Here is a 21,274-nt window from a genome sequence, read left to right as displayed (position 1 = left end):
TGTCATAATGCCTTCACTCCAACGAGAAAACTGCTCAATTCCCATTCTATTTAATTGCTTTAACTCCGGTAAGTGCTGGTAAAGCGCATAGTGAACAAGATATCTCTATTTTACGAAAGGTATTAACGCTGTATCGTTATACTAAAAAAATTTAAAGTAAGCTTAATCCCCTCTTTATATCTAAGTTAGATTTTATTTTTTAAATTTAAAATACAAAACAAAAAAAATACACTATTTATTATTGAGGTTCTTGTTCTTCTGAACTCAATAAATCATAGTTTAAGAGGTTTTTATTACCATCAATAACCATTGTAGGTAATGTGGGCTGATAGCAATCACTTAATGGTGAATAGCATTTATTTGGTGAATGATGCTCTATACCTAACCAACTGCTTAAGAGCCAATAGTTGTTCGCTGTAGAATATGGCTGACTCAAAATCTCGTTGCTAATAACAGGTTGAGTTGTTGATGGGCTATACCAGATAAATAAAGGAATATCATAGGCTTCTTTACGAGGTGTATTTACACCATGATGGTAACGAACCTCTCTATTTTTATCGAGACGCTGTAAAGCGTGATCGGCAAAGTAGAGTATGGTGGCAGGTTTACCTTTTACTCTTTCAATAATGTTATTAATTAACTTATCTGTATAAGCGATAGAGCTGTCATAACAGTTATCGTCTTCTTGTTGTGTGAATTTCTTTAAATCTTGGCTTGGAAATCGGTTACAAGCTGGTTCATGACTACCATAAGTATGTAAAATAATAAGCTTTTTCTGTGTGGATGGCTCATTAAGTGTTTTATCTAGATAAGGAAGTAGCTCTTCATCATAACCAATAAACTCATTCCATTTTTTATTCTGAGCCATATTAGCAATAACAGAAATTACGCTTGTTTTTTGACTCCCTTTCCCTTGATTACTTAACCAATACGTTTTGAATCCAGCATGATTGGCGAGAGAAACAATATTATCCGCATAATGACTTTTATCTTGTAATTGTTCTAAACCAATATTTGAGAGTGATATTGGAACTGAAAGTATTGTGACTGGTGCCGGAGAGTAAACTTGATTAAAAAGGATCAAGTTACTCTTTTCTTTCCTTAAATTTGGTGTTGTATCATAAGGATAACCGTAGATACCTAAATGATCGCGACGAACAGATTCACCAATAATAAGGATGTAAATTTCTGTATTATCATTATTTTTACTATATTGATGCACTACCTCTTGAGAGGCGATCTTTCTTATTTGACGGTTTTCATGAAAAGTTCTTACTAAAGCTGCTGCATTATAAAAAGGGGTACTAAGGAGTGCATATTCAGCGAGTAACTTACTATTATTATCTGTTCTTAGTGCTAAACTTTTATATATAGGAATAATGGCTGTTAATATAACAAGTGCAATCAAACTCTTTTGTGTGGTTTTTATATTAAAAAATTGAGCACTTTTATGGATAAGAAAGTAGTAGATTATAAAGATACAGAGATAAAATAAGACATAGTACTTATTATAATAAAGCATACCAACAGTTTCACTACCGTTAGTATTAATAAAAGTTTCAGCAATAGAAGATGAAAAAGAAATATCGTGTTCACGATAGAAAAATAAAGAAATAGAAAGGTTTAAAGACCATAGTGCGCTAATAATAAAGGTCACTATTTTTCCAAGAAAAGAACGATAGATCCCACTGCATATCAACATAATTAGCCAACCAATAAGAACAATATAGAGTTTTTGCTCTATATAAAGAGTTGAGCCACCTAATATTGCAGGTGCTATTGATAAAAGTAATAAAAGTAAGCAATGAGTTAATCGAGACATAATCTATTTAAAACTGTCACCTCTTCTTATGTAGAACAAAAAGTTAACCATTTACTTTTTGACAATACAAGCCTTGTTTAACTGAAATGTGTCTGAAATTAACATTATTGCGATTTTTATCGGGATAAATGACTCTTTTTAATATATATCTCGCCATAAATTAAAAAAACAAAGGTTTCTGATTTTTATAATCTATTGATTTTGTTTTATTTTATATATCTATTTTAGTGTTAAATTAATTAATGGTTGATTTATTAAATAATCGTATAGATATGTATTTAAAAATTATAATTATTACTAAATAAGTAAATAGTAGAAATAGAATGAAATAGTCTCGTTATAAAAATAAAAAATGCCCACTTTTGTTGTAAAAGGATGGGCATTTTTATTGCAAGAGAGAGGTGGTTTTTAGTGCTCTTTACCTTGTTCAGCCCCTAAACCAATTTGAGAACGAATAAATTGTGCTTGGAATTTCATTTTTTCTTGCTCACCCAAAGATGATTTATCTGTGATTGAGAAGAACCATGAAACAACGAAAGCGATAATCATTGAAAATAAAGCTGGATATTCATAAGGATAGATAGGTTTTTCATGGCCCAAAATACTTACCCAAATTGTAGGCCCTAAGATCATCAATGTTACTGCAATCAATAAACCAGACCACCCCCCAACTACGGCACCTCGTGTTGTCAGCCCTTTCCAATACATTGATAATAAGATGATTGGGAAGTTACAACTTGCTGCTATTGAGAAAGCAAGCCCCACCATAAAGGCGATATTTTGCTTTTCAAATAAAATACCTAAACCAATAGCGACAATTCCCAATATTACGACAGTGATTTTGGAAACGTTAAGTTCTTTGCGCTCATCGGCATGACCATTTTTAATGACATTAGCATAGAGATCATGAGAAACCGCTGAAGCACCGGCTAAAGTTAACCCAGCAACAACGGCTAATATGGTAGCAAAAGCAACTGCTGAGATAAAACCAAGAAAGAAATTGCCCCCAACGGCATCCGCTAAATGAACGGCTGCCATATTTGTACCGCCAATTAAAGCACCGGCGGCATCTTTGAACACAGGATTAGGGCTAACGAGTAAGATAGCGCCGAAACCAATGATAAAAGTAAGAATATAGAAATAACCGATAAAACCTGTTGCATAGAAGACGCTCTTACGGGCTTCTTTGGCATCACTAACGGTAAAGAAGCGCATGATAATATGAGGAAGACCCGCAGTACCAAACATTAAAGCAAGGCCTAATGAAAGGGCAGAAATAGGGTCTGAAACTAAGCCACCTGGGCTCATAATAGAAAACCCTTTTGAATGAACACTCACGGCTTCTTTAAATAAGGTATTGAAATTAAAATCTACGGTTTTCATCACCATAACAGCCATAAAGCTGGCACCAGCAAGTAATAAAATGGCTTTAATGATTTGCACCCAAGTGGTTGCTAACATGCCACCAAATAAAACATACAGCACCATGAGAATACCGACCAGTACGACAGCAATATGGTAATTTAAGCCAAATAGCAGCTCAATTAATTTTCCTGCGCCAACCATTTGTGCAATTAGGTAAAGTGCAACCACCACCAGTGAACCAACCGCAGAGAGTGTTCTAATCGGCTTAGGACTTAATCGATAAGAGACAACATCAGCAAAGGTATAGCGCCCCAAATTACGCAAGCGTTCAGCAATGATAAAGAGAATAATGGGCCAACCAATAAGAAACCCAATTGAATAAATAAGGCCATCATAGCCAGAGGTATAAACCAGTGCAGATATCCCTAAAAAGGAAGCCGCAGACATAAAATCACCTGCAATCGCGACTCCATTTTGAAATCCTGTAATTTTTCCTCCCGCGGTGTAGTAATCAGCGCGAGAGCGAGTACGTTTAGAAGCCCAATAAGTGATATAAAGTGTCAATCCCACAAAGATCAGGAACATAATAATGGCCTGAATATTCATTGGTTGTTTTTCACCTCCTTCTGTTATTGCAGCTGCGTACGCTATCGTTGAAGAGAGGAAAATTAAGCTTATAGCATTGATTAACGTTCTCATTTTTCTACCTCTTCAATAATATCGGCGGTAAGTTTGTCAAACACTGTATTGGCTTTGATAACGTAAATACCGGTGAGTAAAAATGAAGCAATGATTAAGCCAATACCAATGGGAATACCTCGTGTAATGTAACTTCCTTCATAGAGAGGTGTGCCTAACCATTGTGGATAGAACGCAATAAGTAAGATAAATGAGACATACATAACAAGCGTAATAATTGAAAGTGTCCATGAAAAACGACTACGTTTTTTAACCAGTTCTTTAAAGCGAGGGTTATTTGCTATCTCTTGATAAATATTGTCATTCATCAGAGTTCTCCTCTATATAATTGTTTGGTTTATCACTCGATTTAGAGGTTTAAATCCCCCGCATTCCATGATTTTCAGGTAAGAGAGCCCAGCAAAGGCATTTTTCATGCCTTTGCATTGTCGTATCACGTTTTTAAATGACTGCTATGTTGTTGTGCACTAAGCGGTAAGTGATAGAGACTGTTTTTCTTCTAACAGTTTCTCTACAACACCTGGATCGGCGAGTGTTGAGGTATCTCCGAGGTTAGTTGTGTCGCCAGAGGCTATTTTACGCAAGATACGGCGCATAATTTTTCCTGACCGTGTTTTGGGTAAGGAATCTGTCCAGTGTAAAATATCTGGTGTTGCAATGGGGCCTATTTCTTTACGCACCCAATTACGAACCTCAGTATAGAGCTCAGGGGTTGGCTCTTCGCCATGGTTTAAAGTGACATATGCATAAATGGCTTGTCCTTTAATATTATGAGGAACACCGACTACTGCGGCTTCAGCAATCTTAGGATGTGCAACAAGAGCGGATTCAATCTCTGCTGTTCCTAAACGGTGACCTGAAATATTCAAGACATCATCAACTCGCCCTGTTATCCAATAATCACCATCTTCATCGCGGCGAGCACCATCACCAGAGAAATACATACCTTTAAAGGTAGAGAAATAAGTCTGCTCAAAACGGTCGTGATCACCAAAAAGTGTTCTTGCTTGACCCGGCCAAGAATCAGTAATTACTAAATTACCTTCACAAGCGCCTTGTTGTACTTCTCCCATATTATCGACAATTGCAGGCTGAACGCCGAAGAAAGGACGTGTCGCTGAGCCGGGTTTTAGATCCATAGCACCCGGTAATGGGGTTATCATGAAACCGCCGGTTTCTGTTTGCCACCAGGTATCAACAATAGGACATTGGCTACGTCCCATCTTCTGATAGAACCATTCCCATGCTTCTGGGTTAATGGGCTCACCTACGGAGCCTAGAATACGCAGAGAGGTGCGTTGAGTACCTTCAATCGCTTTATCACCCTCAGCCATTAATGCACGAATTGCTGTGGGAGCAGTGTACAGAATATTGACTTGATGTTTATCAACAACCTGAGCCATACGATTAACTGATGGATAATTAGGAACACCTTCAAACATAACGGTAGTGGCACCATTTGAAAGAGGACCATACAGTAAGTAGCTGTGTCCTGTTACCCAACCCACGTCAGCGGTACACCAATAAATATCGCCTTCGTGATAATCAAAGGTGTATTTAAAGGTCATTGAGGCATAAACGAGATAGCCCCCTGTTGTGTGTAGTACACCTTTAGGTTTACCTGTTGAACCAGAGGTATACAGAATAAAGAGAGGATCTTCTGCATCCATAACTTCAACATCACATTCTGTGCTGACACCTTGAATGATTTCATCCCACCAAACATCACGTCCTTCAATCCATTGTTCGGTATGTCCTGTTCGACGAAATACCACTACATGATTGATAGGAGGGATATCGGCATGATTTAAAGCATCATCAACATTTTTCTTTAACGGGATAGCGCGACCCGCACGTAATCCTTCATCAGCTGTGATCACTAATTTAGCTTTTGAATCGATGATCCGACCTGCAACAGCTTCAGGAGAGAAACCGCCAAAAATGACAGAATGGATAGCTCCAATACGAGTACAAGCGAGCATAGCAACCGCGGCTTCTGGCACCATCGGCATATAAATCGCCACAACATCGCCTTTTTTAATACCTAAGTTTTTTAATACGTTAGCGAACTGGCAAACATCTTGATGGAGTTGTCGGTAAGTGATTTTTTTCGACTCATTCGGTGAGTCACCTTCCCAAATAATGGCGACTTGATCTCCTCGTGTTTTAAGGTGGCGATCAAGACAGTTTTGACTGATATTTAGCTGACCATCTTCAAACCAGCGAATGAGTACATGGCCTGGGTCAAAAGAAGTATTCTTTACCACGGTATATGGTTTTATCCAATCAATGATTTTCCCTTTATCTGCCCAAAAGGCCTCTGGGTTTTTGATGGATAATTCATACTCTTTTTGGTATTGCTCTTTATTGATCAGGGCGTGTTCTGCAATGCTTGCAGGAATATGATGTTGGTTTATTTTTGTCATAATAGTTCTCCTCACTATTGTTAATACTATGTCAAAAAGTCGTTAACAAAAGAGGCTAAATAAACATTGTTTCTTTTTTGCGCAGAAGATCACGAATTAATGGAAATGATTTTCATGGAATGTTCAATTAGTGCTAAAGCAAGTTATGCATTATTAATCTATCATTTACTTGTTTAATAGAATATTTATTTAATTAATGGCTTTTAAATTAAAATAATATACTGTGAAAATTAATTAAATTGTGCTGAATAAAAAAACCACAAAAATAATATGGATATGATAATGATTTTCATTAACGTTTTTTTCACTATAATGAAATGAAAAGATAAATCACATGGTGTGATCCAAGATAAAACAGCACTGGAGATTAATATGAGCTATACATTACCTACACTGCCCTATGCCTATGATGCGTTAGAGCCTCATTTTGATGAGCGTACAATGGAAATTCACCATACTAAGCATCATCAAACCTATGTGAATAACACCAACACAGCATTGGAAAAATTACCAGAGCTTGTGGGCTTAGAGATTGATGAGTTGGTAAAAAACCTTCATAAAGTGCCTGCTGATCAACGTACTTTTTTACGTAATAATGCCGGTGGTCATGCTAACCACTCTTTATTCTGGAAAGGTTTAAAACTAGGAACGCAATTACAAGGTTCACTAAAAGACGCCATTGAGCGTGATTTTGGTAATGTTGATGCTTTTAAAGAATTATTTGAAAAAGCGGCTGCAAGCCGTTTTGGTTCAGGTTGGGCTTGGCTAGTATTAAAAGATGATGGCAAACTTGCAGTCGTTTCTACTGCAAACCAAGATAGCCCATTAATGGGTGAAGAGTTGGCGGGCGCATCTGGTTACCCAATTGTAGGGTTAGATGTGTGGGAACATGCTTACTACTTGAAATATCAAAATCGCCGCCCTGATTATATTAAAGCATTCTGGTCAGTGGTTAACTGGGACGAAGCGCAAAAACGTTTTCAGAGCAAAGCGTAATTGAATTAGATAACATCTTTCTTTTTCTATTTTCAATGCCGACAATTGTCGGCATTGTTTCTTTAGCGCACTCTCTTTACTATGGGTTATTCTTTTCTGTTTAGGGCGTGAGCTATGCGTTATTTTCCTAGTGTTTTTATTGGCAACATCACAACGACGTCTAATGGGTTTACCAGTGCGATCACCAAAAGGCTGGTGGATGGCCATATCAAACTCACTTCGTTAGGATTAGAGGGCGATGAGCAAGCAGAAAAGAGCTTTCATGGTGGGCCAGACCGTGCGTTATGCCATTATCCCCAAGAGCACTATCAATATTGGGCTGAACAGTTCCCTCATTTAATAGATTTTTTTAATGCCCCTGCTTTTGGTGAAAATATCTCAACAACAGGCATGACAGAAGAAAATGTCTTTATTGGTGATATTTATCAGTGGGGAACAGCATTAATTCAAGTTACTCAACCTCGCTCTCCTTGCTACAAACTTAACACGGTGACAGAAGTCAGTAACTTTTCGCAAATTATGCAAGATAGTGGTTATTGTGGTTGGTTATATCGTGTTGTGAGTACAGGTGAAACAGGCAGTCATCATCCGCTTGTCTTGGTTTCAAGAAACAGTGATGTCTCTGTTAAAGAAGCGATTTCGATTGCTTTTCATATGCCATTCGATGAAGAGCTTTATCATCGTCTATTAAGTGCCGCCGGATTATCAGCTAGTTGGAGTAAAACTATGCAGTTAAGACTACAAAATCAAACCATTGAGAGTTTTAATCGGCGGTTATTTAAGGAGTAAATAGTTAACTTATTGATAATTAATGTTATTATTAATAAAAATTAGCTTGTGGACTAATTTAACCTTGCATAAAATTAGCTTGTAGGCTAATTTTAAGTTAAGGAAAAGCTTGTGTTTGAGATTTTATACCACCCAAATGCTTGGAATGAAGTATTAGAGTTACCTATTCAAATACGAGTTAAATACGATAAACTTATTACTAAGATAGAACACGATGCTCGTTTATTAAGAGAGCCTGATACAAAATATTTAGGGAATGGTCTTTTCGAGATCCGTACTATGGGTACTGATATTGCTAGAGGCATATGGATATACCATAAAAGAAATACAATTATTATGCTTCGTGTCTTTATTAAGAAAACACAAAAAATATCAAAGAAAGAGATTGAGATCGCCCAAAAACGATTGATGGAGGTGCTCAATGAAATTGAGAAGTCATAAAGAATTACATAATGAGATGATGGAAGATGAAGAATATCGTGTGGCTTGGGATGATGAAACACGCAAGGAAAAATTGAGAGACACATTGGCCCAATGGCGTAAACGCGATAATCTGACAAAAGCACAAGTTGCTGAGCGAATGGGTGTAACACCACCCGTAATTACCAGAATAGAAAATAATATTACTAAAGCGAGTGTAGATACCTTAGCGAGATATGCGTACGCTTGTGGTATTAAGAACCCAATAATCCCTCTTTACTAAAAAAAACACCTCCCTAAAAATGAACTGCACCCCAAAAGTTGGACACCAACTTTGGGGTGTTTTTTTATGTATTAACGAAAAATTACGGATGTGCAATAAATCCGATTGCGTCATAAACCTTATCTAAGGTTGCTTGAGCACGAGCTTTCGCTTTATCAGCACCCTCTTTCATGATTTTATTAAGCAGCGCATCATCATTACGGAATGTATTAAAGCGCTCTTGAATATTAGTTAGCATTTCAGAGACTGCATCAGCGACAGCACCTTTTAGATGACCGTACATTTGGCCTTCAAATTCAGCTTCTAATTCAGGAATAGTTTTACCTGTAACACCCGCTAAAATATCGAGTAAGTTAGACACACCCGCTTTATTTTCAAGATCGTAAATAACACGAGGTGGCTCTTCTGAGTCTGTCATTGCACGTTTGATCTTTTTAGCTGCTGCTTTTGGATCTTCAAGCAATGCGATAACGTTATTACGGTTATCATCAGACTTAGACATTTTTTTAGTTGGATCTTGTAATGCCATTACACGAGCACCGCCTTTTGGAATAAAAGGATCTGGTACAGTGAAGATATCGCCATAAATCGCGTTAAAACGCTGCGCAATATCTCGGCTTAATTCAAGATGCTGTTTTTGATCAATACCCACAGGGACTTGATTAGTTTGATAGATAAGAATATCCGCTGCCATCAATACAGGATAATCGAATAATCCCGCATTGATATTTTCAGCATGACGCGCTGATTTATCTTTAAATTGAGTCATTCGGCTCAATTCACCAAAATAGGTGTAGCAATTGAGTGCCCAGCTTAATTGAGCATGTTGTGGAACATGTGACTGAACAAAGATAGTGCTTTTTTCGGGATCAATACCGCAAGCAAGATAAAGCGCCAGTGTATCTAAGGTTCTTTTTCTTAATTCTTTTGGATCTTGACGGACGGTAATAGCGTGTTGGTCAACGATACAGTAAATGCAGTCATAATCATCTTGCATTTGTACCCACTGACGCAGTGCACCCATATAGTTTCCGATAGTTAATTCACCAGAAGGTTGTGCACCACTGAATACAATTGGCTTTTGTGCCGTTTTTTCTACTGAAGTCGTCATGTTAGTTCTGTTCCACAGTTGTCATTGGCGTGATGTCGAGGATTGAGAGCAAATCAGCAAAATTATTAAGCGTATAATCAGGTTTACTGTCTGCGATAGGTAAACCATAGTTATAACCATAGGTTAATCCTACGCAAGGGCATTGTGCCTCTTGTGCCGCAATAATATCGTTGCGCGAATCCCCAACAAAAAGGAGTTCTTCCTTTTTAACACCAAAAATGCCCATTGTTAAATATAATGGTGATGGATGTGGTTTTTTTTCTTTGACATCATCGCCACCTAACACTAAGGAAAAATAGTTATCAATTTCCAGTTGTTGTAATAGAGGGGCAATAAATGGCGAAGGTTTATTGGTGACAATACCCAGTGGAATATTATGTGAAGCTAATACTTCAAGGGTTTCTTTAACGTGTGGAAATAAATCACTGCCTGTTTTAACGGAAGTTGCATAATGTTCATCAAAAAGGTCACGCATCTCTTTTAATAAGGGGGCTGTGACATCTTCAATACCCGCGTTATGTAAAGCACGCGTGAGTAACATATCAACGCCATTACCCACCCAGATGGTGACATTATGCTTACCTGCAGGTGGAAAGCCTTTTGCTTTTAATGCGTAATCCGTGGCTTCTGTCAGCCCAACTGCGCTGTCGGTAAGTGTGCCATCAAGATCAAAGGCGATAGCACGAATACCTTTGAGTTTTTTATCTATCATTACGATACCTTTTCTAATTCACGGCGCATATTGTCGATAACATGCTTATAGTCAGGTTGATTGAAAATAGCAGAGCCAGCAACAAACATATCCGCACCAGCTTGGGCTATTTCAGCAATATTATCGACTTTGACACCGCCATCAATTTCTAAACGAATATCATAACCGCCATCATCAATCATCTTACGAACTTGGCGTAATTTATCGAGCGTGTTAGGAATAAATGATTGACCACCAAAGCCTGGGTTAACAGACATGAGCAAAATAAGATCTAATTTATCCATAACATAATCAAGATAGTTTAAAGGGGTTGCAGGATTAAGTACCAAACCCGCTTTACAGCCACAATCTTTGATTAATTGAATAGTACGGTCAACGTGGTCACTGGCTTCAGCATGAAATGAAATATAAGTTGCACCAGCTTCTGCAAAATCAGGAATGATGCGGTCAACGGGTTTTACCATTAAGTGAACATCAATCGGTGCAGTGATCCCATATTTACGTAGCGCTTTACAAATTGGCGCACCAAACGTCAGATTGGGAACATAGTGATTATCCATGACATCGAAATGGACAACATCCGCGCCAGCAGCAAGCACTTTTTCAGTATCTTCACCAAGACGCGCAAAATCAGCAGATAAAATAGAAGGGGCAATCAGAAAGTCTTTCATCGCATTCTCCAGACAACACTCCCATTGTCGGGAGGTGTTAACGATTATTTATATAAGGCAAGTAATTCGTTCACTTTGCTACGACCGAGTGTGTTGCTACTGATTGTTCTTCGGACTTTCACACTGTGTAGCTCTTTTGCGTCTACATACCACTCTTTTGTCAACGCAGTCTCATGATTTGATATTAACACGGGTATCTGTCTCTCGTAAGCCAGCATTGAGGCGAGTTGAGCCAGATGTTCCTGTTCTTGAAAACTAAAGCTATTTGTATGGTATGACGTGAAATTTGCAGTAGGCGATAATGGTGCATAAGGCGGATCGCAATAAATGACGGAACCTTTCTCTGCATTTGTCATGGTTGATGAATAGTTTTGGCAAACAAATACCGCTTTTTGTGCCTTTTCAGAAAACCAAAGTAACTCTGTTTCAGGAAAATACGGCTTTTTATAACGACCAAAAGGGACGTTATATTCACCTTTTGAATTATAGCGGCATAACCCATTGTAGCAATGACGGTTAAGATAGAGAAATAACACACTACGTTGATAAGCGTCAGTTGAACGGTTAAATTCTTGCCGTAGTTGGTAAAACTCTTCTGCGATATTCATTTGAGGGGTAAATAATAAGCGGGCATCCTTCATAAATTTTTCAGGATGATGCTTTACCGTATTATAGAGGTGAATTAGATCACTATTTATATCGGCAAGAATATATGAATCGTATTCTGTATTTAAAAAGACAGAACCGGCACCCATAAAAGGTTCAATTAAACAGTTACCCTCGGGTAGATGACGTTTTATATCATCCACCAAAGGATATTTACCACCAGCCCATTTTAGGAATGCGCGTTTTTTTTTCATGCCGTCCAAATTTCTCAATCGTTTCAGAGTCGCCGATTGTACTCTGTTTCAGACAGCATATCAGCGGTGAACCTCGTCTTAATTATTTTTTTAGATCCTGATGAACATGTTTCATCGGTCTAACCCAAGGTTGTTTCGCTTGTACCGGTGCAGGTAATGAAGAAACAGCCTGTTTAGCTTCACTTATATTACGATAGTTACCATAGATGAGTACATACCATGGGTTACCATTACGCTGAGTTTTATAGATAGCGTAGTTTCCATTGAGGTTCTTTTTAGCGAAAGCCTCTAAGGTGTCTTGGCGACTCGCTCCACTTAACTGCAATGTGTAGTTTGACGCAGGAATAGAACTTAAATTACCCGCAGATAATGAACCTGAAACAACGGGCTTAGTAGTCGGTTTAGGTTGTGTGGTTGCTGGTGGTGTTACCGGTTTTATTGTTGGTGTTTTCACTTCAGCAGGTTTTTGTACAGGCTTGGTCGCAGGGGGCTGTGTAACTGGTTGCTCAGGTTTTGGTTGCTGGGCAGTTAACGGCTGCTGATTAGTTGCTTGATTAATTCCTGCTTGTTGTTGATTTAACGAATCAACAATATCACCAGGGATCTCAACACGCTGGCCTTGAGAATCAATCATTGGTGGTAAATTTTGTGAAGGTGGTGTTACTGGCTGTATCTCTTGTCCAGAAATAGCTTGAGGTGTTGATGGCTGGCCATTTTCTGAAGGTGTAACGGATGATGGTTGTTGAGACAGGTCGATATTTCTTTCTGTACCTGTTTGGGGGGTCGGTTGAGTGGTTTCTGGTGATTTTAATGCTGAGCTTATTGCAATAATTAAAAGAATAAGTACCAGAACACCCACGCCAATCATCATCTGCTGACGGGATACAGAGAAGCGTGCATTTTTTAATGGGTTGCCACGAGGTCGGCTAGTTCGACGTTCAGGTCTATCCGATGTATCAGGTTTGAGTGAACTATCACCCTTAGTTTCATTATCAGGTTTGAACTCGTCCATTATGCCCTCCGTCAGAGCGTCAAAAAGCGAAAAATATTCTATTCAGCCTTAGCCATTACCTCATAGTATAAGGATGAAACGCTTTTTCCGAAACGTTGCATTTGACAATATTAACCAGAATTATCCTTAAATGAATATTCTGGTTTATCTCTAGTCAGGTAATGGGGAGCTTAATTTGCATTAATGCAAGATGTTATCGCTTTGTGGACTTGTTCGCGAGAAATATCCGCACGCAATTCCGATTGTCCGATACCTTTTGGTAAAACAAGGTGTAATTTACCACCAGAGACTTTTTTATCTCTCATCATATGAGGTAAATAGTCATCAGGTGTCATTTCAACAGGGCCACAGACAGGGAGATTTGCTTTCTCAAGTAATTGAATAACGCGATGTGTTTCTTCTTCGGTGAATTGACCTAGTGCTTGAGCTGTTTTTGCGGCCATGACCATACCCGCAGCAACGGCTTCACCATGCAACCAAACACCATATCCCATATGGGCTTCAATGGCATGACCATAAGTATGGCCTAGGTTGAGTAATGCACGTAACCCAGTAGTTTCTTTTTCATCAGCAGCGACAACCTCCGCTTTAAGCTCACAGCAACGACGGATACAAAATGCCATGGCTTTTGGGTCGAGAGCTAAAAGTTTATCAATATTATTCTCAAGCCAGATAAAGAAATCTTTATCTAAAATGATGCCATATTTAATGACTTCAGCTAAACCGGATGAAAGTTCACGAGAAGGTAATGTAGCAAGGCAGTCAAGATCGACAACCACAGAAGCAGGTTGGTAGAAAGCGCCAATCATATTTTTCCCAAGAGGATGATTAACCGCAGTTTTTCCACCAACAGAAGAATCGACTTGTGACAACAGTGTGGTTGGAACTTGAATAAAGCGAACACCACGTTGATAGCTTGCTGCCGCAAAGCCAGTTAAATCACCAATAACACCACCACCAAGTGCGATAAGTGTTGTATCTCGATTGTGATTTTTTTCTAATAATGCAGTAAAGACATCATTCATGATCTGAAGCGATTTATACTGTTCGCCATCGGGTAAAATCACGCTATCAACCAGCACACCTTGGTTTTTTAAGGTATTTGTTACTTTTTCTAAATAGAGTGGAGCAAGTGTCACATTCGTGACTATCATGACTTGCTGACCCGCTTTTAGAGGTAAAAAAGTATCAGGTTGATGAAAAAGGCCAGAAGCAATGGTAATGGGATAGCTTCTTTCACCTAATGTGACAGTGATTTTTTCCATAACAGTGGCCTTTTTCTTATTGTCTTTGTTTAACCATATAAGTAGCTGAGCTATTAGTTTTGTTCTAATAGTTCAATTATTTGATTGGCTACAATTTTTGCACTCTGATCATCAGTATGTATTGTGATGTCAGCAATCTCTTCATAAAGAGGATTACGTTCGTCAGCTAATGTCTCTAAGACATCACGCACTGGTTCAACACCTTGCAATAAAGGACGTTTTTTGTCACGTTGGGTACGAGCGAGTTGCTTTTCAATGTTGGTTTCTAAATAAACAACCACACCACGTGCAGATAGTCTGTTACGGGTTTCTCGCGATTTCACCGAACCGCCACCTGTTGCCAGTACAATGCCTTGCTTTTCAGTGAGTTCGTTGATTATTTTCTCTTCTCGTTGACGGAAGCCTTCTTCGCCTTCTACATCAAATACCCAACCTACATCCGCACCTGTACGCCGCTCAATTTCCTGATCGGAATCATAAAACTCCATACTAAGTTGTTGAGCTAACTGACGACCAATAGTGCTTTTGCCGGCACCCATAGGCCCAACCAGAAAGATATTACGTTTCTCTGCCATGTTTTTGGTATTACTAAGATATTCGTTAATGATAACCCGCCCCGCCAAATTCATTCAGCGACGGGACCTAAACTGAAATTTATGAGTGTTTATCTAATTCACACCTGATAACATTTGTTATCTACTCTCATGATAAGACTGAGTTCTTTCAGTAGATCGCTATAAAATAGCCACATGCTGTCGCCAGCGACAACATAGGATAAAAATCCCTTTGCCTACAGTACATAACAAAAATAACGAAAAAAAGTCATCATCTTTGTTGGCAACGCGGAGATTCTAACACAATTTAGTCGGAAAACCGCATCTGATAATATTGTCTTTTTCGTCATCAATCGAACAATATTACATATAAAAAGCCCTACCTCCAAGAATAGAGGAAGTGCATAAAATGTATCCGTATTATCATTGTGATGTTTCAGGCTCACTCAAATTAGCTAACCCTTGTAAGCTAAATCGTCCTCACCGTCAAATCTATAAATACTGATTATAAGAAAAAACGATGAATAATTCTCAGTTTAATCCCAGTAAAAAACATCTAATTAGTTGTATTTTATTATAAAAATAATTATCACATAAAAAATTAGATTAATTTGGGTGTAATAAAAATAACCAATTCATGGCGGCTATGCTGATCTCTTTTGTGACTAAAAAGCATCCCTAATAATGGAATAGAAGATAAGAAAGGGATCTTTGCTGTATGTTCTTGCTGCTTTTGTTGAAATATTCCTCCTAACATAATGGTTTCACCATCATTAATGGTGACTTCGGTGCTGATTTCTTGTTTATCAATCGAAAGATGTTCACTCCCTCCTTGAACAAGGGCTATACCAGGTGTGTTTTGGCTAATTTTCAAGATTAACCTGATCTTTTTATTCCTTTGAATCATGGGTGTCACTTCCATACCGAGTACCGCTTCTTTAAATTGGACTCGAGTGGTTTCATTATCTCGACTGACATAGGGGATTTCAGTACCTTGTTTTATTGAGGCTGTTTTCTCATGAGCGGCTGTTAACCTTGGACTGGCAATAATGGATAGCTGTTTTTCTTGCTCTAATGCACTTAACTCAAGCTCTAATAATCGACCATTAATTCTGGCAATATTAAAGGCAATATAATGAAGGGGATTTTTGGTGTTTTGGTGAAGTGATAATGCAGAAAGTGAAGGCGTTGATAAGACTGAATTAAGCGGAGTTACTGATGGTATTGCATTCGATACGGCGGGTATTGCTTCTGTTGTTTTTAATGCTTGTAAACCCCATTGAGTCCCTAATTCATTTAACGCGTCTTGACTGCTACTCACAATATGTGCGGTGATATGGACTTGCTGTTGTGGTGTATCTTTTATTTTTATCCAATCTGCAATTTCAGAAAGTGTTTTATCATGATCAACAATTGAAAGGCTATTTGATTCACTATCTGCAATGACGCGCCCCTGTTTACTTAATAATGGAATGGCATAAGTACTAAGTTGTTTTGCTAATGTTTCAGCATCAGCATAATTTAATAAATAAAGTCGGTGGTGTAGTGCTTCCTCATGTTGTTCTGTTTTTGCTCCTAATTCATCAGCAAAAGTTGGTAGTATTTTTTCGTTATCCATAAGTTCAGGAAAGAAAGGATCTCTTAAGTGTGCAAAAGCTAGCGTTGTCATGCATAACAGAAGAATAAAAATCCCTATTTTCATGATATGTCACCTTGCTCGGAAACAAGATCATTAAGCCGTGTCAGGCTTATTTTTATTGAAAGCAGAGCAATATTGGTTGGGATCACACTCAGTGAAACAAGAAAAAAACCAGCTTGATTAAGCTGTTCTAATAAAGTTAAGAAACGAGAGTAAGATAAAATAAACGTGAGTTTATATAATGAGTCAGCCGTATTTTCCCATGTTTCAGGTATAAAGTGATAAGCAATAAGTAACGACTGTAATCGCTCTTGAGGGGATTGATTATCTAATGGAATATCATATTCAGTTTGTAGCGTCATCAGGGAATCAAGAGAAGGCATGGCGTCTAATAAAGACTGGTAGTGATTCATACGTGTTAGCCTTTGTGTTATCTCTGTTTGTTGTTGGGTTATTTCTTGCTGGTGATCCGTCACAATGAAGAAGTAATAAAGAAAGAAAATAATAAAAGGTAGAGTTAAGCTCAGTAACGTTATCTGCCATGTTGTTAGAAACGCGATAAACTGCAACCATTGTGTCTGTATCTTCATTGTCATTCCTCTTTATCTTCGATATTCCACAGGTCGCGTTTTTCTAAATCTCCGTTTAAATGAACTTCTGTGTAAGACGGATGCGTTTTACTTTGTTGTAAATAATCTAACGTCAAAAAAGAGAGAAAAGGATGATTTTTAAAATCGGCTATAAAAGAGAGCGGCTGTTTATTGGGTAAAATTAAATTCAGAGAGAGATGATTATTAATTGTCGAGTAATGATTTACCCAAACAGAGGAAGGCAGATAAGCTTCAATCGTTTGAAAAATACGAATGTAATGTAAATAGCGCAACCAATTTTGATAATAAAGTGAATAGTGCTGATAGCGTAGATGAGTTTGTTGTTTCTGCTGTTGATAAACCTCGAGTTGCTTTACTAACCTATTTTCTTGCTGTTGTGTTTGGTGCTGTTGTTCTGTCATGGCATATTGTTTTTGTCCTAAGCAATAAGTGTAATAGCCTAAAATAATGAACGTTAAAGTGACTAAAAATAAGGTTTGATAAAGCCATATTAATATTTTTTTTCTTAGTCGTGTTTGTCGCCAAGGGAGGTAATTTATTTGATACATAATACCTCGTTAGGACGTAATGCTAGGCCCAGTGCGATAAGGGATAATGTTTTTCCCTTTGATACCTTGTGAAATAGAGGATGGGAAAAATCAGGCCAAAGAGGCATGTGAGAGCTAAAATGCGCCATATCCTCGCCAGCAAAACAGCATTGCTTTAATGACCATTGCTGTTTTTCAGTAAGCTGGTTAATACCCGCTTGTTGTTCTTGTTGATTATCATAAGACAACGAGCCGTAATGAGGCATTTCATCATCGGGTGACACCCAAAGTAGCGAGTTATTTTTACAGTAAATAAGGCTGTTTTGAGGAGAAATATTGAGGTAAGTCGCTAAATAACGTAATGCACAAGCGGAAATATCAATGGCAGAAAGTGTTAAGTTTATTTTAGAAAACAAGGCAATATACTTATCTAGCATTGTCTTATGGCACAAATGGATGGCGAGTTTTCCGTTATTTTGCCGATAATCAAAATGAACAGGGATTTTTGTCTTTTGTGTGTAAGATGTGGCTCGTAATTGTGCTAGCCGATGACACGCGGCTGATGTCAGGGAAATAGCGTGAGGTAGCGGGACTATGTGATAGTTTTCATAAATATCAGGTAATGAGAGGGTAATATGTTTAATAAAAGGGAGATCCTTGCGCCAGTTCATTAAGATATTTCTTAATTTTGTATCATCTAAATCGTCATTGAGAGGTAAAGGGAATTGCCAAAATGCGCTGATCTTCCATTGTTTATTCTGCTGAAATACCAAAACAGCATTGATATGATGAGTGTTAATTTCAATACCAATCTGGTAATTGTGTGTTTCCATAAATGATATCCATATCTATTGATGAGTAATTGCCTATTTTCAAAGAGGCGTTACCTTTATACTACGCACTGTTTGTTTATAAACCGCCCAATCCACACTACATGGGAAATTTAAGGTGAAGTTCTTAAAATATTTTTTCATCTTCGTTTTTGCTTGCATAATTTTGGGAGCAGCCTCGATATACGGTATGTATAAGTATGTTGAGCCTCAGTTACCCGATGTCGCGACATTAAAAGATGTTCGTTTACAAACCCCTATGCAGGTTTTTAGTGCAGACGGAGAATTAATCGCTCAATATGGCGAAAAACGCCGTTTACCGCTGACGTTAGAGGAAATGCCTCCTCAGCTTATTAATGCTTTTATCGCAACAGAAGATACGCGTTTCCGTGAGCATCATGGTATTGACCCTATTGGGATCTCTCGTGCGGTTGTTGTGGCATTAACGTCGGGGCAAGCCTCACAAGGTGCGAGTACCATTACGCAGCAATTAGCCCGAAATTTCTTTTTAACACCAGAAAAGAAATTAATGCGAAAAATAAAAGAGGCCTTTTTGGCTATTCGCATTGAAAAAGAGCTCACAAAAGATGAAATTTTAGCGCTGTATCTGAATAAAATTTATCTGGGTAACCGTGCTTACGGTGTGGGTGCAGCGGCTTATGTTTACTTTGGTAAAAGTGTGCATGATCTTAGCTTAAATGAAATGGCTGTAATTGCGGGTTTACCTAAAGCGCCGTCAACACTTAATCCACTCTATTCTTATGATCGTGCTTTAAAGCGTCGTAATGTTGTTTTACTGCGTATGTATGAAGAGAATTATATCACCCGTGCACAATATGAAAGTGCAAGAGCTGAGCCTATTGTTGCGAAATATCATGCGCCTCAAATTGATTTTTCTGCGCCCTATCTGACAGAAATGGTGAGAATGGAGATGTATGAGCGCTATGGTGAAAATGCCTATACTGACGGCTATAAAATTTACACCACTGTGGTTCGTAAAGACCAATTAGCCGCAGAAAAAGCCTTACGCGACAACGTGATTGATTATGATATGCGCCACGGCTATCGCGGAGCTCAAGAAGTGCTTTGGCATGAAGGGCAAACGGCGTGGGATAATGAAGCTATTAGTAAGAAATTAAAAGAACTTCAAATTTATGGGCCTTTAATTCCGGCGGTCGTGTTATCTGCTGATGCGAAAGAAGCGAAGGTTGTTTTAAAAAATGGCGATAATATCACCCTTGATTTAAAAGCAGTGCGTTGGGCGCGTAAGTTTATTTCAGATACGGCTCAAGGTGCAACACCGACAAAAGTGGATGCTGTTGTTAAAGTGGGTGAACAAATCTGGGTTCGTCAAAACAATGATAATCATTGGGTATTAGCACAGCTTCCGGGTGTTAATGCGGCATTTGTAGCATTAAATCCCCTAAATGGGGGGATCATTGCGCTAGTGGGTGGTTTTGATTTTGAAATCAGTAAATTTAACCGAGTTTCTCAATCATTACGCCAAGTTGGCTCAAATATTAAACCTTTCTTATATGCGGCTGCATTAGATAAAGGCCTCACTTTATCGACATTGCTTAACGATTTACCTATCAGCCGTTGGGATGCCGGCGCGGGTACGGACTGGCGTCCTAAAAACTCACCACCAACCTATGCGGGACCTATTCGTTTACGCCAAGGTTTAGGTCAATCTAAAAACGTGGTGATGGTTCGTGCAATGCGTGCAATGGGAGTGGATTATGCGGCTGATTATCTATTACGTTTTGGTTTTCCTAATCAAAATATAGATAGAACAGAATCCTTAGCATTAGGTTCTCCATCATTTACACCAATGCAAATGGTTCGTGGATTTGCTGTTATGGCAAACGGGGGATATTTGATTGAACCTTACTACATCCAGCGTATTGAAGATGCAGATGGTGAAATCTTGTTTACCGCAGAGCCTAAGATAGCGTGTCCAGAGTGTACCGATATCCCCGTTATTTATGGTGATACGATGCGTTCTATAGCGTTGTCTGATGACTATATGGAAAACGTTGCTCAGTCTAATAAATCACAATCTGTTGATGCTGCGCCTGAAATTGAATTAGAACAAGCACCGTTAGCTGAAACGGTAAAAGAAAGTCCTTATGCACCGCATGTTATCAGCACACCGCTTGCATATTTAATGCATGACGCATTAAGAACAAATCTTGTTGGTGAACCAGGATGGTCTGGTACGGGTTGGCGTGCTTTGCGTGACCTTAAGCGTCAAGATATTGGCGGTAAAACGGGTACAACAAACAGTTCTAAAGATGCTTGGTTCTCTGGGTATGGTGCCAATATCGTGGCAACGTCTTGGATTGGTTTTGATGATAGTAGCCGTAACTTAGGTAGAACTGCCGCCAGTGGTGGGGAAGCCGGCGCTAAAACAGCACAGCCTATTTGGAATGACTTTATGAAAGTGGCTCTAGAAGGTGTGCCTGTCAATATGATGCCTGTACCAAAAGGGGTTGTGGCTGTTCAAATTGATAGAAGAACAGGGAAACTGGCGGGAGATGGTTCTTCAATGAAAGAATATTTTATTGAAGGTACACAACCAACAGAAAGTGCAAAAAGTGAAGTAGGAACACAGATTTTTGAGGATAATGGCGAATCTAACGAGTTATTCTAACTAATCAAAAAACCGGATGTTAAAGTCCG

The 21,274-nt window shown here is 38.5% G+C and carries 20 protein-coding genes; 5 read left to right on the top strand and 15 right to left on the bottom strand.

The genetic code is table 11. The features are described 5' to 3' along the window. Nucleotides 1-238: 238 nt before the first annotated feature. The 4 genes from INT04_RS17425 to acs all read right to left on the bottom strand — a co-directional run bounded on the left by INT04_RS17425 (nucleotide 239) and on the right by acs (nucleotide 6,312). Entirely contained in the window at nucleotides 239-1,822 is a 1,584-nt protein-coding gene (locus INT04_RS17425; protein ID WP_193017351.1) for a phosphoethanolamine transferase, read from the bottom strand. Between the two features lie 408 nt (nucleotides 1,823-2,230). Beyond that, nucleotides 2,231-3,886, bottom strand: coding sequence for a cation acetate symporter (locus INT04_RS17420; RefSeq protein ID WP_193017350.1), 1,656 nt, complete (start codon nucleotides 3,884-3,886; stop codon nucleotides 2,231-2,233). Next, nucleotides 3,883-4,194, bottom strand: coding sequence for a DUF485 domain-containing protein (locus INT04_RS17415; RefSeq protein WP_193017349.1), 312 nt, complete (start codon nucleotides 4,192-4,194; stop codon nucleotides 3,883-3,885). Before INT04_RS17415 ends, INT04_RS17420 begins: the two co-directional genes overlap by 4 nt. A gap of 159 nt (nucleotides 4,195-4,353) precedes the next feature. Next, on the bottom strand, nucleotides 4,354-6,312 hold the full coding sequence (gene acs, locus INT04_RS17410; RefSeq protein ID WP_193017348.1) for an acetate--CoA ligase: 1,959 nt from the start codon (nucleotides 6,310-6,312) through the stop codon (nucleotides 4,354-4,356). A gap of 372 nt (nucleotides 6,313-6,684) precedes the next feature. On the opposite strand from acs, the gene sodA reads away from it, so the two are divergent. From sodA to INT04_RS17390, 4 genes are all read left to right on the top strand, one after another. Beyond that, the gene (gene sodA / locus INT04_RS17405; RefSeq protein WP_193017347.1) at nucleotides 6,685-7,308 is read left to right on the top strand and encodes a superoxide dismutase [Mn]; all 624 of its coding nucleotides are present in this window, start codon (nucleotides 6,685-6,687) and stop codon (nucleotides 7,306-7,308) included. A 114-nt stretch (nucleotides 7,309-7,422) separates the two neighbouring features. Continuing rightward, nucleotides 7,423-8,097, top strand: coding sequence for a 6-hydroxyaminopurine reductase (yiiM, locus tag INT04_RS17400; RefSeq protein WP_193017346.1), 675 nt, complete (start codon nucleotides 7,423-7,425; stop codon nucleotides 8,095-8,097). 111 nt (nucleotides 8,098-8,208) lie between these two features. Continuing rightward, entirely contained in the window at nucleotides 8,209-8,538 is a 330-nt protein-coding gene (locus INT04_RS17395; protein WP_088494198.1) for a type II toxin-antitoxin system RelE/ParE family toxin, read from the top strand. Next, complete coding sequence (locus INT04_RS17390; protein ID WP_088494199.1) at nucleotides 8,519-8,800, top strand: helix-turn-helix domain-containing protein; 282 nt, start codon at nucleotides 8,519-8,521, stop codon at nucleotides 8,798-8,800. The genes INT04_RS17395 and INT04_RS17390 overlap by 20 nt, the downstream gene beginning before the upstream one ends. 82 nt (nucleotides 8,801-8,882) lie before the next feature. On the opposite strand, the gene trpS is transcribed toward INT04_RS17390, so the two are convergent. The 11 genes from trpS to INT04_RS17335 all read right to left on the bottom strand — a co-directional run bounded on the left by trpS (nucleotide 8,883) and on the right by INT04_RS17335 (nucleotide 18,595). Beyond that, on the bottom strand, nucleotides 8,883-9,911 hold the full coding sequence (trpS, locus tag INT04_RS17385) for a tryptophan--tRNA ligase (RefSeq protein WP_099076134.1): 1,029 nt from the start codon (nucleotides 9,909-9,911) through the stop codon (nucleotides 8,883-8,885). Between the two features lies 1 nt (nucleotide 9,912). Beyond that, nucleotides 9,913-10,623, bottom strand: a complete 711-nt coding sequence (locus INT04_RS17380; RefSeq protein WP_193017345.1) for a phosphoglycolate phosphatase — start codon at nucleotides 10,621-10,623, stop codon at nucleotides 9,913-9,915. After that, entirely contained in the window at nucleotides 10,623-11,294 is a 672-nt protein-coding gene (gene rpe / locus INT04_RS17375) for a ribulose-phosphate 3-epimerase (protein WP_193017344.1), read from the bottom strand. Before rpe ends, INT04_RS17380 begins: the two co-directional genes overlap by 1 nt. Before the next feature lie 44 nt (nucleotides 11,295-11,338). Then, a complete protein-coding gene (gene dam, locus INT04_RS17370; RefSeq protein WP_193017343.1) occupies nucleotides 11,339-12,154 on the bottom strand; it encodes an adenine-specific DNA-methyltransferase in 816 nt (271 codons plus the stop codon). 82 nt (nucleotides 12,155-12,236) lie between these two features. Beyond that, entirely contained in the window at nucleotides 12,237-13,166 is a 930-nt protein-coding gene (locus INT04_RS17365; RefSeq protein ID WP_193017342.1) for an SPOR domain-containing protein, read from the bottom strand. Between the two features lie 170 nt (nucleotides 13,167-13,336). After that, nucleotides 13,337-14,431: a 3-dehydroquinate synthase gene (aroB, locus tag INT04_RS17360; protein WP_193017341.1), complete on the bottom strand. Its 1,095-nt coding sequence runs from the start codon at nucleotides 14,429-14,431 to the stop codon at nucleotides 13,337-13,339. Between the two features lie 53 nt (nucleotides 14,432-14,484). Then, nucleotides 14,485-15,006, bottom strand: a complete 522-nt coding sequence (gene aroK / locus INT04_RS17355) for a shikimate kinase AroK (protein ID WP_193017340.1) — start codon at nucleotides 15,004-15,006, stop codon at nucleotides 14,485-14,487. Between the two features lie 580 nt (nucleotides 15,007-15,586). Then, nucleotides 15,587-16,687 (bottom strand): type IV pilus secretin PilQ, encoded by a 1,101-nt coding sequence (pilQ, locus tag INT04_RS17350; RefSeq protein ID WP_193017339.1) that lies wholly within the window; start codon nucleotides 16,685-16,687, stop codon nucleotides 15,587-15,589. Further along, nucleotides 16,684-17,214: a hypothetical protein gene (locus INT04_RS17345; RefSeq protein WP_193017338.1), complete on the bottom strand. Its 531-nt coding sequence runs from the start codon at nucleotides 17,212-17,214 to the stop codon at nucleotides 16,684-16,686. Before INT04_RS17345 ends, pilQ begins: the two co-directional genes overlap by 4 nt. Nucleotides 17,215-17,216: 2 nt before the next feature. Then, a complete protein-coding gene (locus INT04_RS17340; RefSeq protein WP_193017337.1) occupies nucleotides 17,217-17,783 on the bottom strand; it encodes a fimbrial assembly protein in 567 nt (188 codons plus the stop codon). Further along, the gene (locus tag INT04_RS17335) at nucleotides 17,771-18,595 is read right to left on the bottom strand and encodes a hypothetical protein (RefSeq protein WP_193017336.1); all 825 of its coding nucleotides are present in this window, start codon (nucleotides 18,593-18,595) and stop codon (nucleotides 17,771-17,773) included. The genes INT04_RS17340 and INT04_RS17335 overlap by 13 nt, the downstream gene beginning before the upstream one ends. 115 nt (nucleotides 18,596-18,710) lie before the next feature. Between INT04_RS17335 and mrcA the strand changes: the two genes are divergently transcribed. Continuing rightward, complete coding sequence (gene mrcA, locus INT04_RS17330) at nucleotides 18,711-21,245, top strand: peptidoglycan glycosyltransferase/peptidoglycan DD-transpeptidase MrcA (protein WP_193017335.1); 2,535 nt, start codon at nucleotides 18,711-18,713, stop codon at nucleotides 21,243-21,245. The last annotated feature ends 29 nt before the right edge of the window (nucleotides 21,246-21,274 follow it).

It is taken from the genome of Proteus sp. FME41 (assembly GCF_014897315.1).
Classification (GTDB): Bacteria; Pseudomonadota; Gammaproteobacteria; order Enterobacterales; family Enterobacteriaceae; genus Proteus.
This window is presented reverse-complemented; position numbering and strand designations above follow the sequence as displayed.

What these genes read in the sequence shown, in the direction of transcription:
- INT04_RS17425 (WP_193017351.1), bottom strand. Translation starts at nt 1,822, where the DNA reads ATGTCTCGATTAACTCATTGCTTACTTTTATTACTTTTATCAATAGCA.
- INT04_RS17420 (WP_193017350.1), bottom strand. Translation starts at nt 3,886, where the DNA reads ATGAGAACGTTAATCAATGCTATAAGCTTAATTTTCCTCTCTTCAACG.
- INT04_RS17415 (WP_193017349.1), bottom strand. Translation starts at nt 4,194, where the DNA reads ATGAATGACAATATTTATCAAGAGATAGCAAATAACCCTCGCTTTAAA.
- acs (WP_193017348.1), bottom strand. Translation starts at nt 6,312, where the DNA reads ATGACAAAAATAAACCAACATCATATTCCTGCAAGCATTGCAGAACAC.
- sodA (WP_193017347.1), top strand. Translation starts at nt 6,685, where the DNA reads ATGAGCTATACATTACCTACACTGCCCTATGCCTATGATGCGTTAGAG.
- yiiM (WP_193017346.1), top strand. Translation starts at nt 7,423, where the DNA reads ATGCGTTATTTTCCTAGTGTTTTTATTGGCAACATCACAACGACGTCT.
- INT04_RS17390 (WP_088494199.1), top strand. Translation starts at nt 8,519, where the DNA reads ATGAAATTGAGAAGTCATAAAGAATTACATAATGAGATGATGGAAGAT.
- trpS (WP_099076134.1), bottom strand. Translation starts at nt 9,911, where the DNA reads ATGACGACTTCAGTAGAAAAAACGGCACAAAAGCCAATTGTATTCAGT.
- INT04_RS17380 (WP_193017345.1), bottom strand. Translation starts at nt 10,623, where the DNA reads ATGATAGATAAAAAACTCAAAGGTATTCGTGCTATCGCCTTTGATCTT.
- rpe (WP_193017344.1), bottom strand. Translation starts at nt 11,294, where the DNA reads ATGAAAGACTTTCTGATTGCCCCTTCTATTTTATCTGCTGATTTTGCG.
- dam (WP_193017343.1), bottom strand. Translation starts at nt 12,154, where the DNA reads ATGAAAAAAAAACGCGCATTCCTAAAATGGGCTGGTGGTAAATATCCT.
- INT04_RS17365 (WP_193017342.1), bottom strand. Translation starts at nt 13,166, where the DNA reads ATGGACGAGTTCAAACCTGATAATGAAACTAAGGGTGATAGTTCACTC.
- aroB (WP_193017341.1), bottom strand. Translation starts at nt 14,431, where the DNA reads ATGGAAAAAATCACTGTCACATTAGGTGAAAGAAGCTATCCCATTACC.
- aroK (WP_193017340.1), bottom strand. Translation starts at nt 15,006, where the DNA reads ATGGCAGAGAAACGTAATATCTTTCTGGTTGGGCCTATGGGTGCCGGC.
- pilQ (WP_193017339.1), bottom strand. Translation starts at nt 16,687, where the DNA reads ATGAAAATAGGGATTTTTATTCTTCTGTTATGCATGACAACGCTAGCT.
- INT04_RS17345 (WP_193017338.1), bottom strand. Translation starts at nt 17,214, where the DNA reads ATGAAGATACAGACACAATGGTTGCAGTTTATCGCGTTTCTAACAACA.
- INT04_RS17340 (WP_193017337.1), bottom strand. Translation starts at nt 17,783, where the DNA reads ATGTATCAAATAAATTACCTCCCTTGGCGACAAACACGACTAAGAAAA.
- INT04_RS17335 (WP_193017336.1), bottom strand. Translation starts at nt 18,595, where the DNA reads ATGGAAACACACAATTACCAGATTGGTATTGAAATTAACACTCATCAT.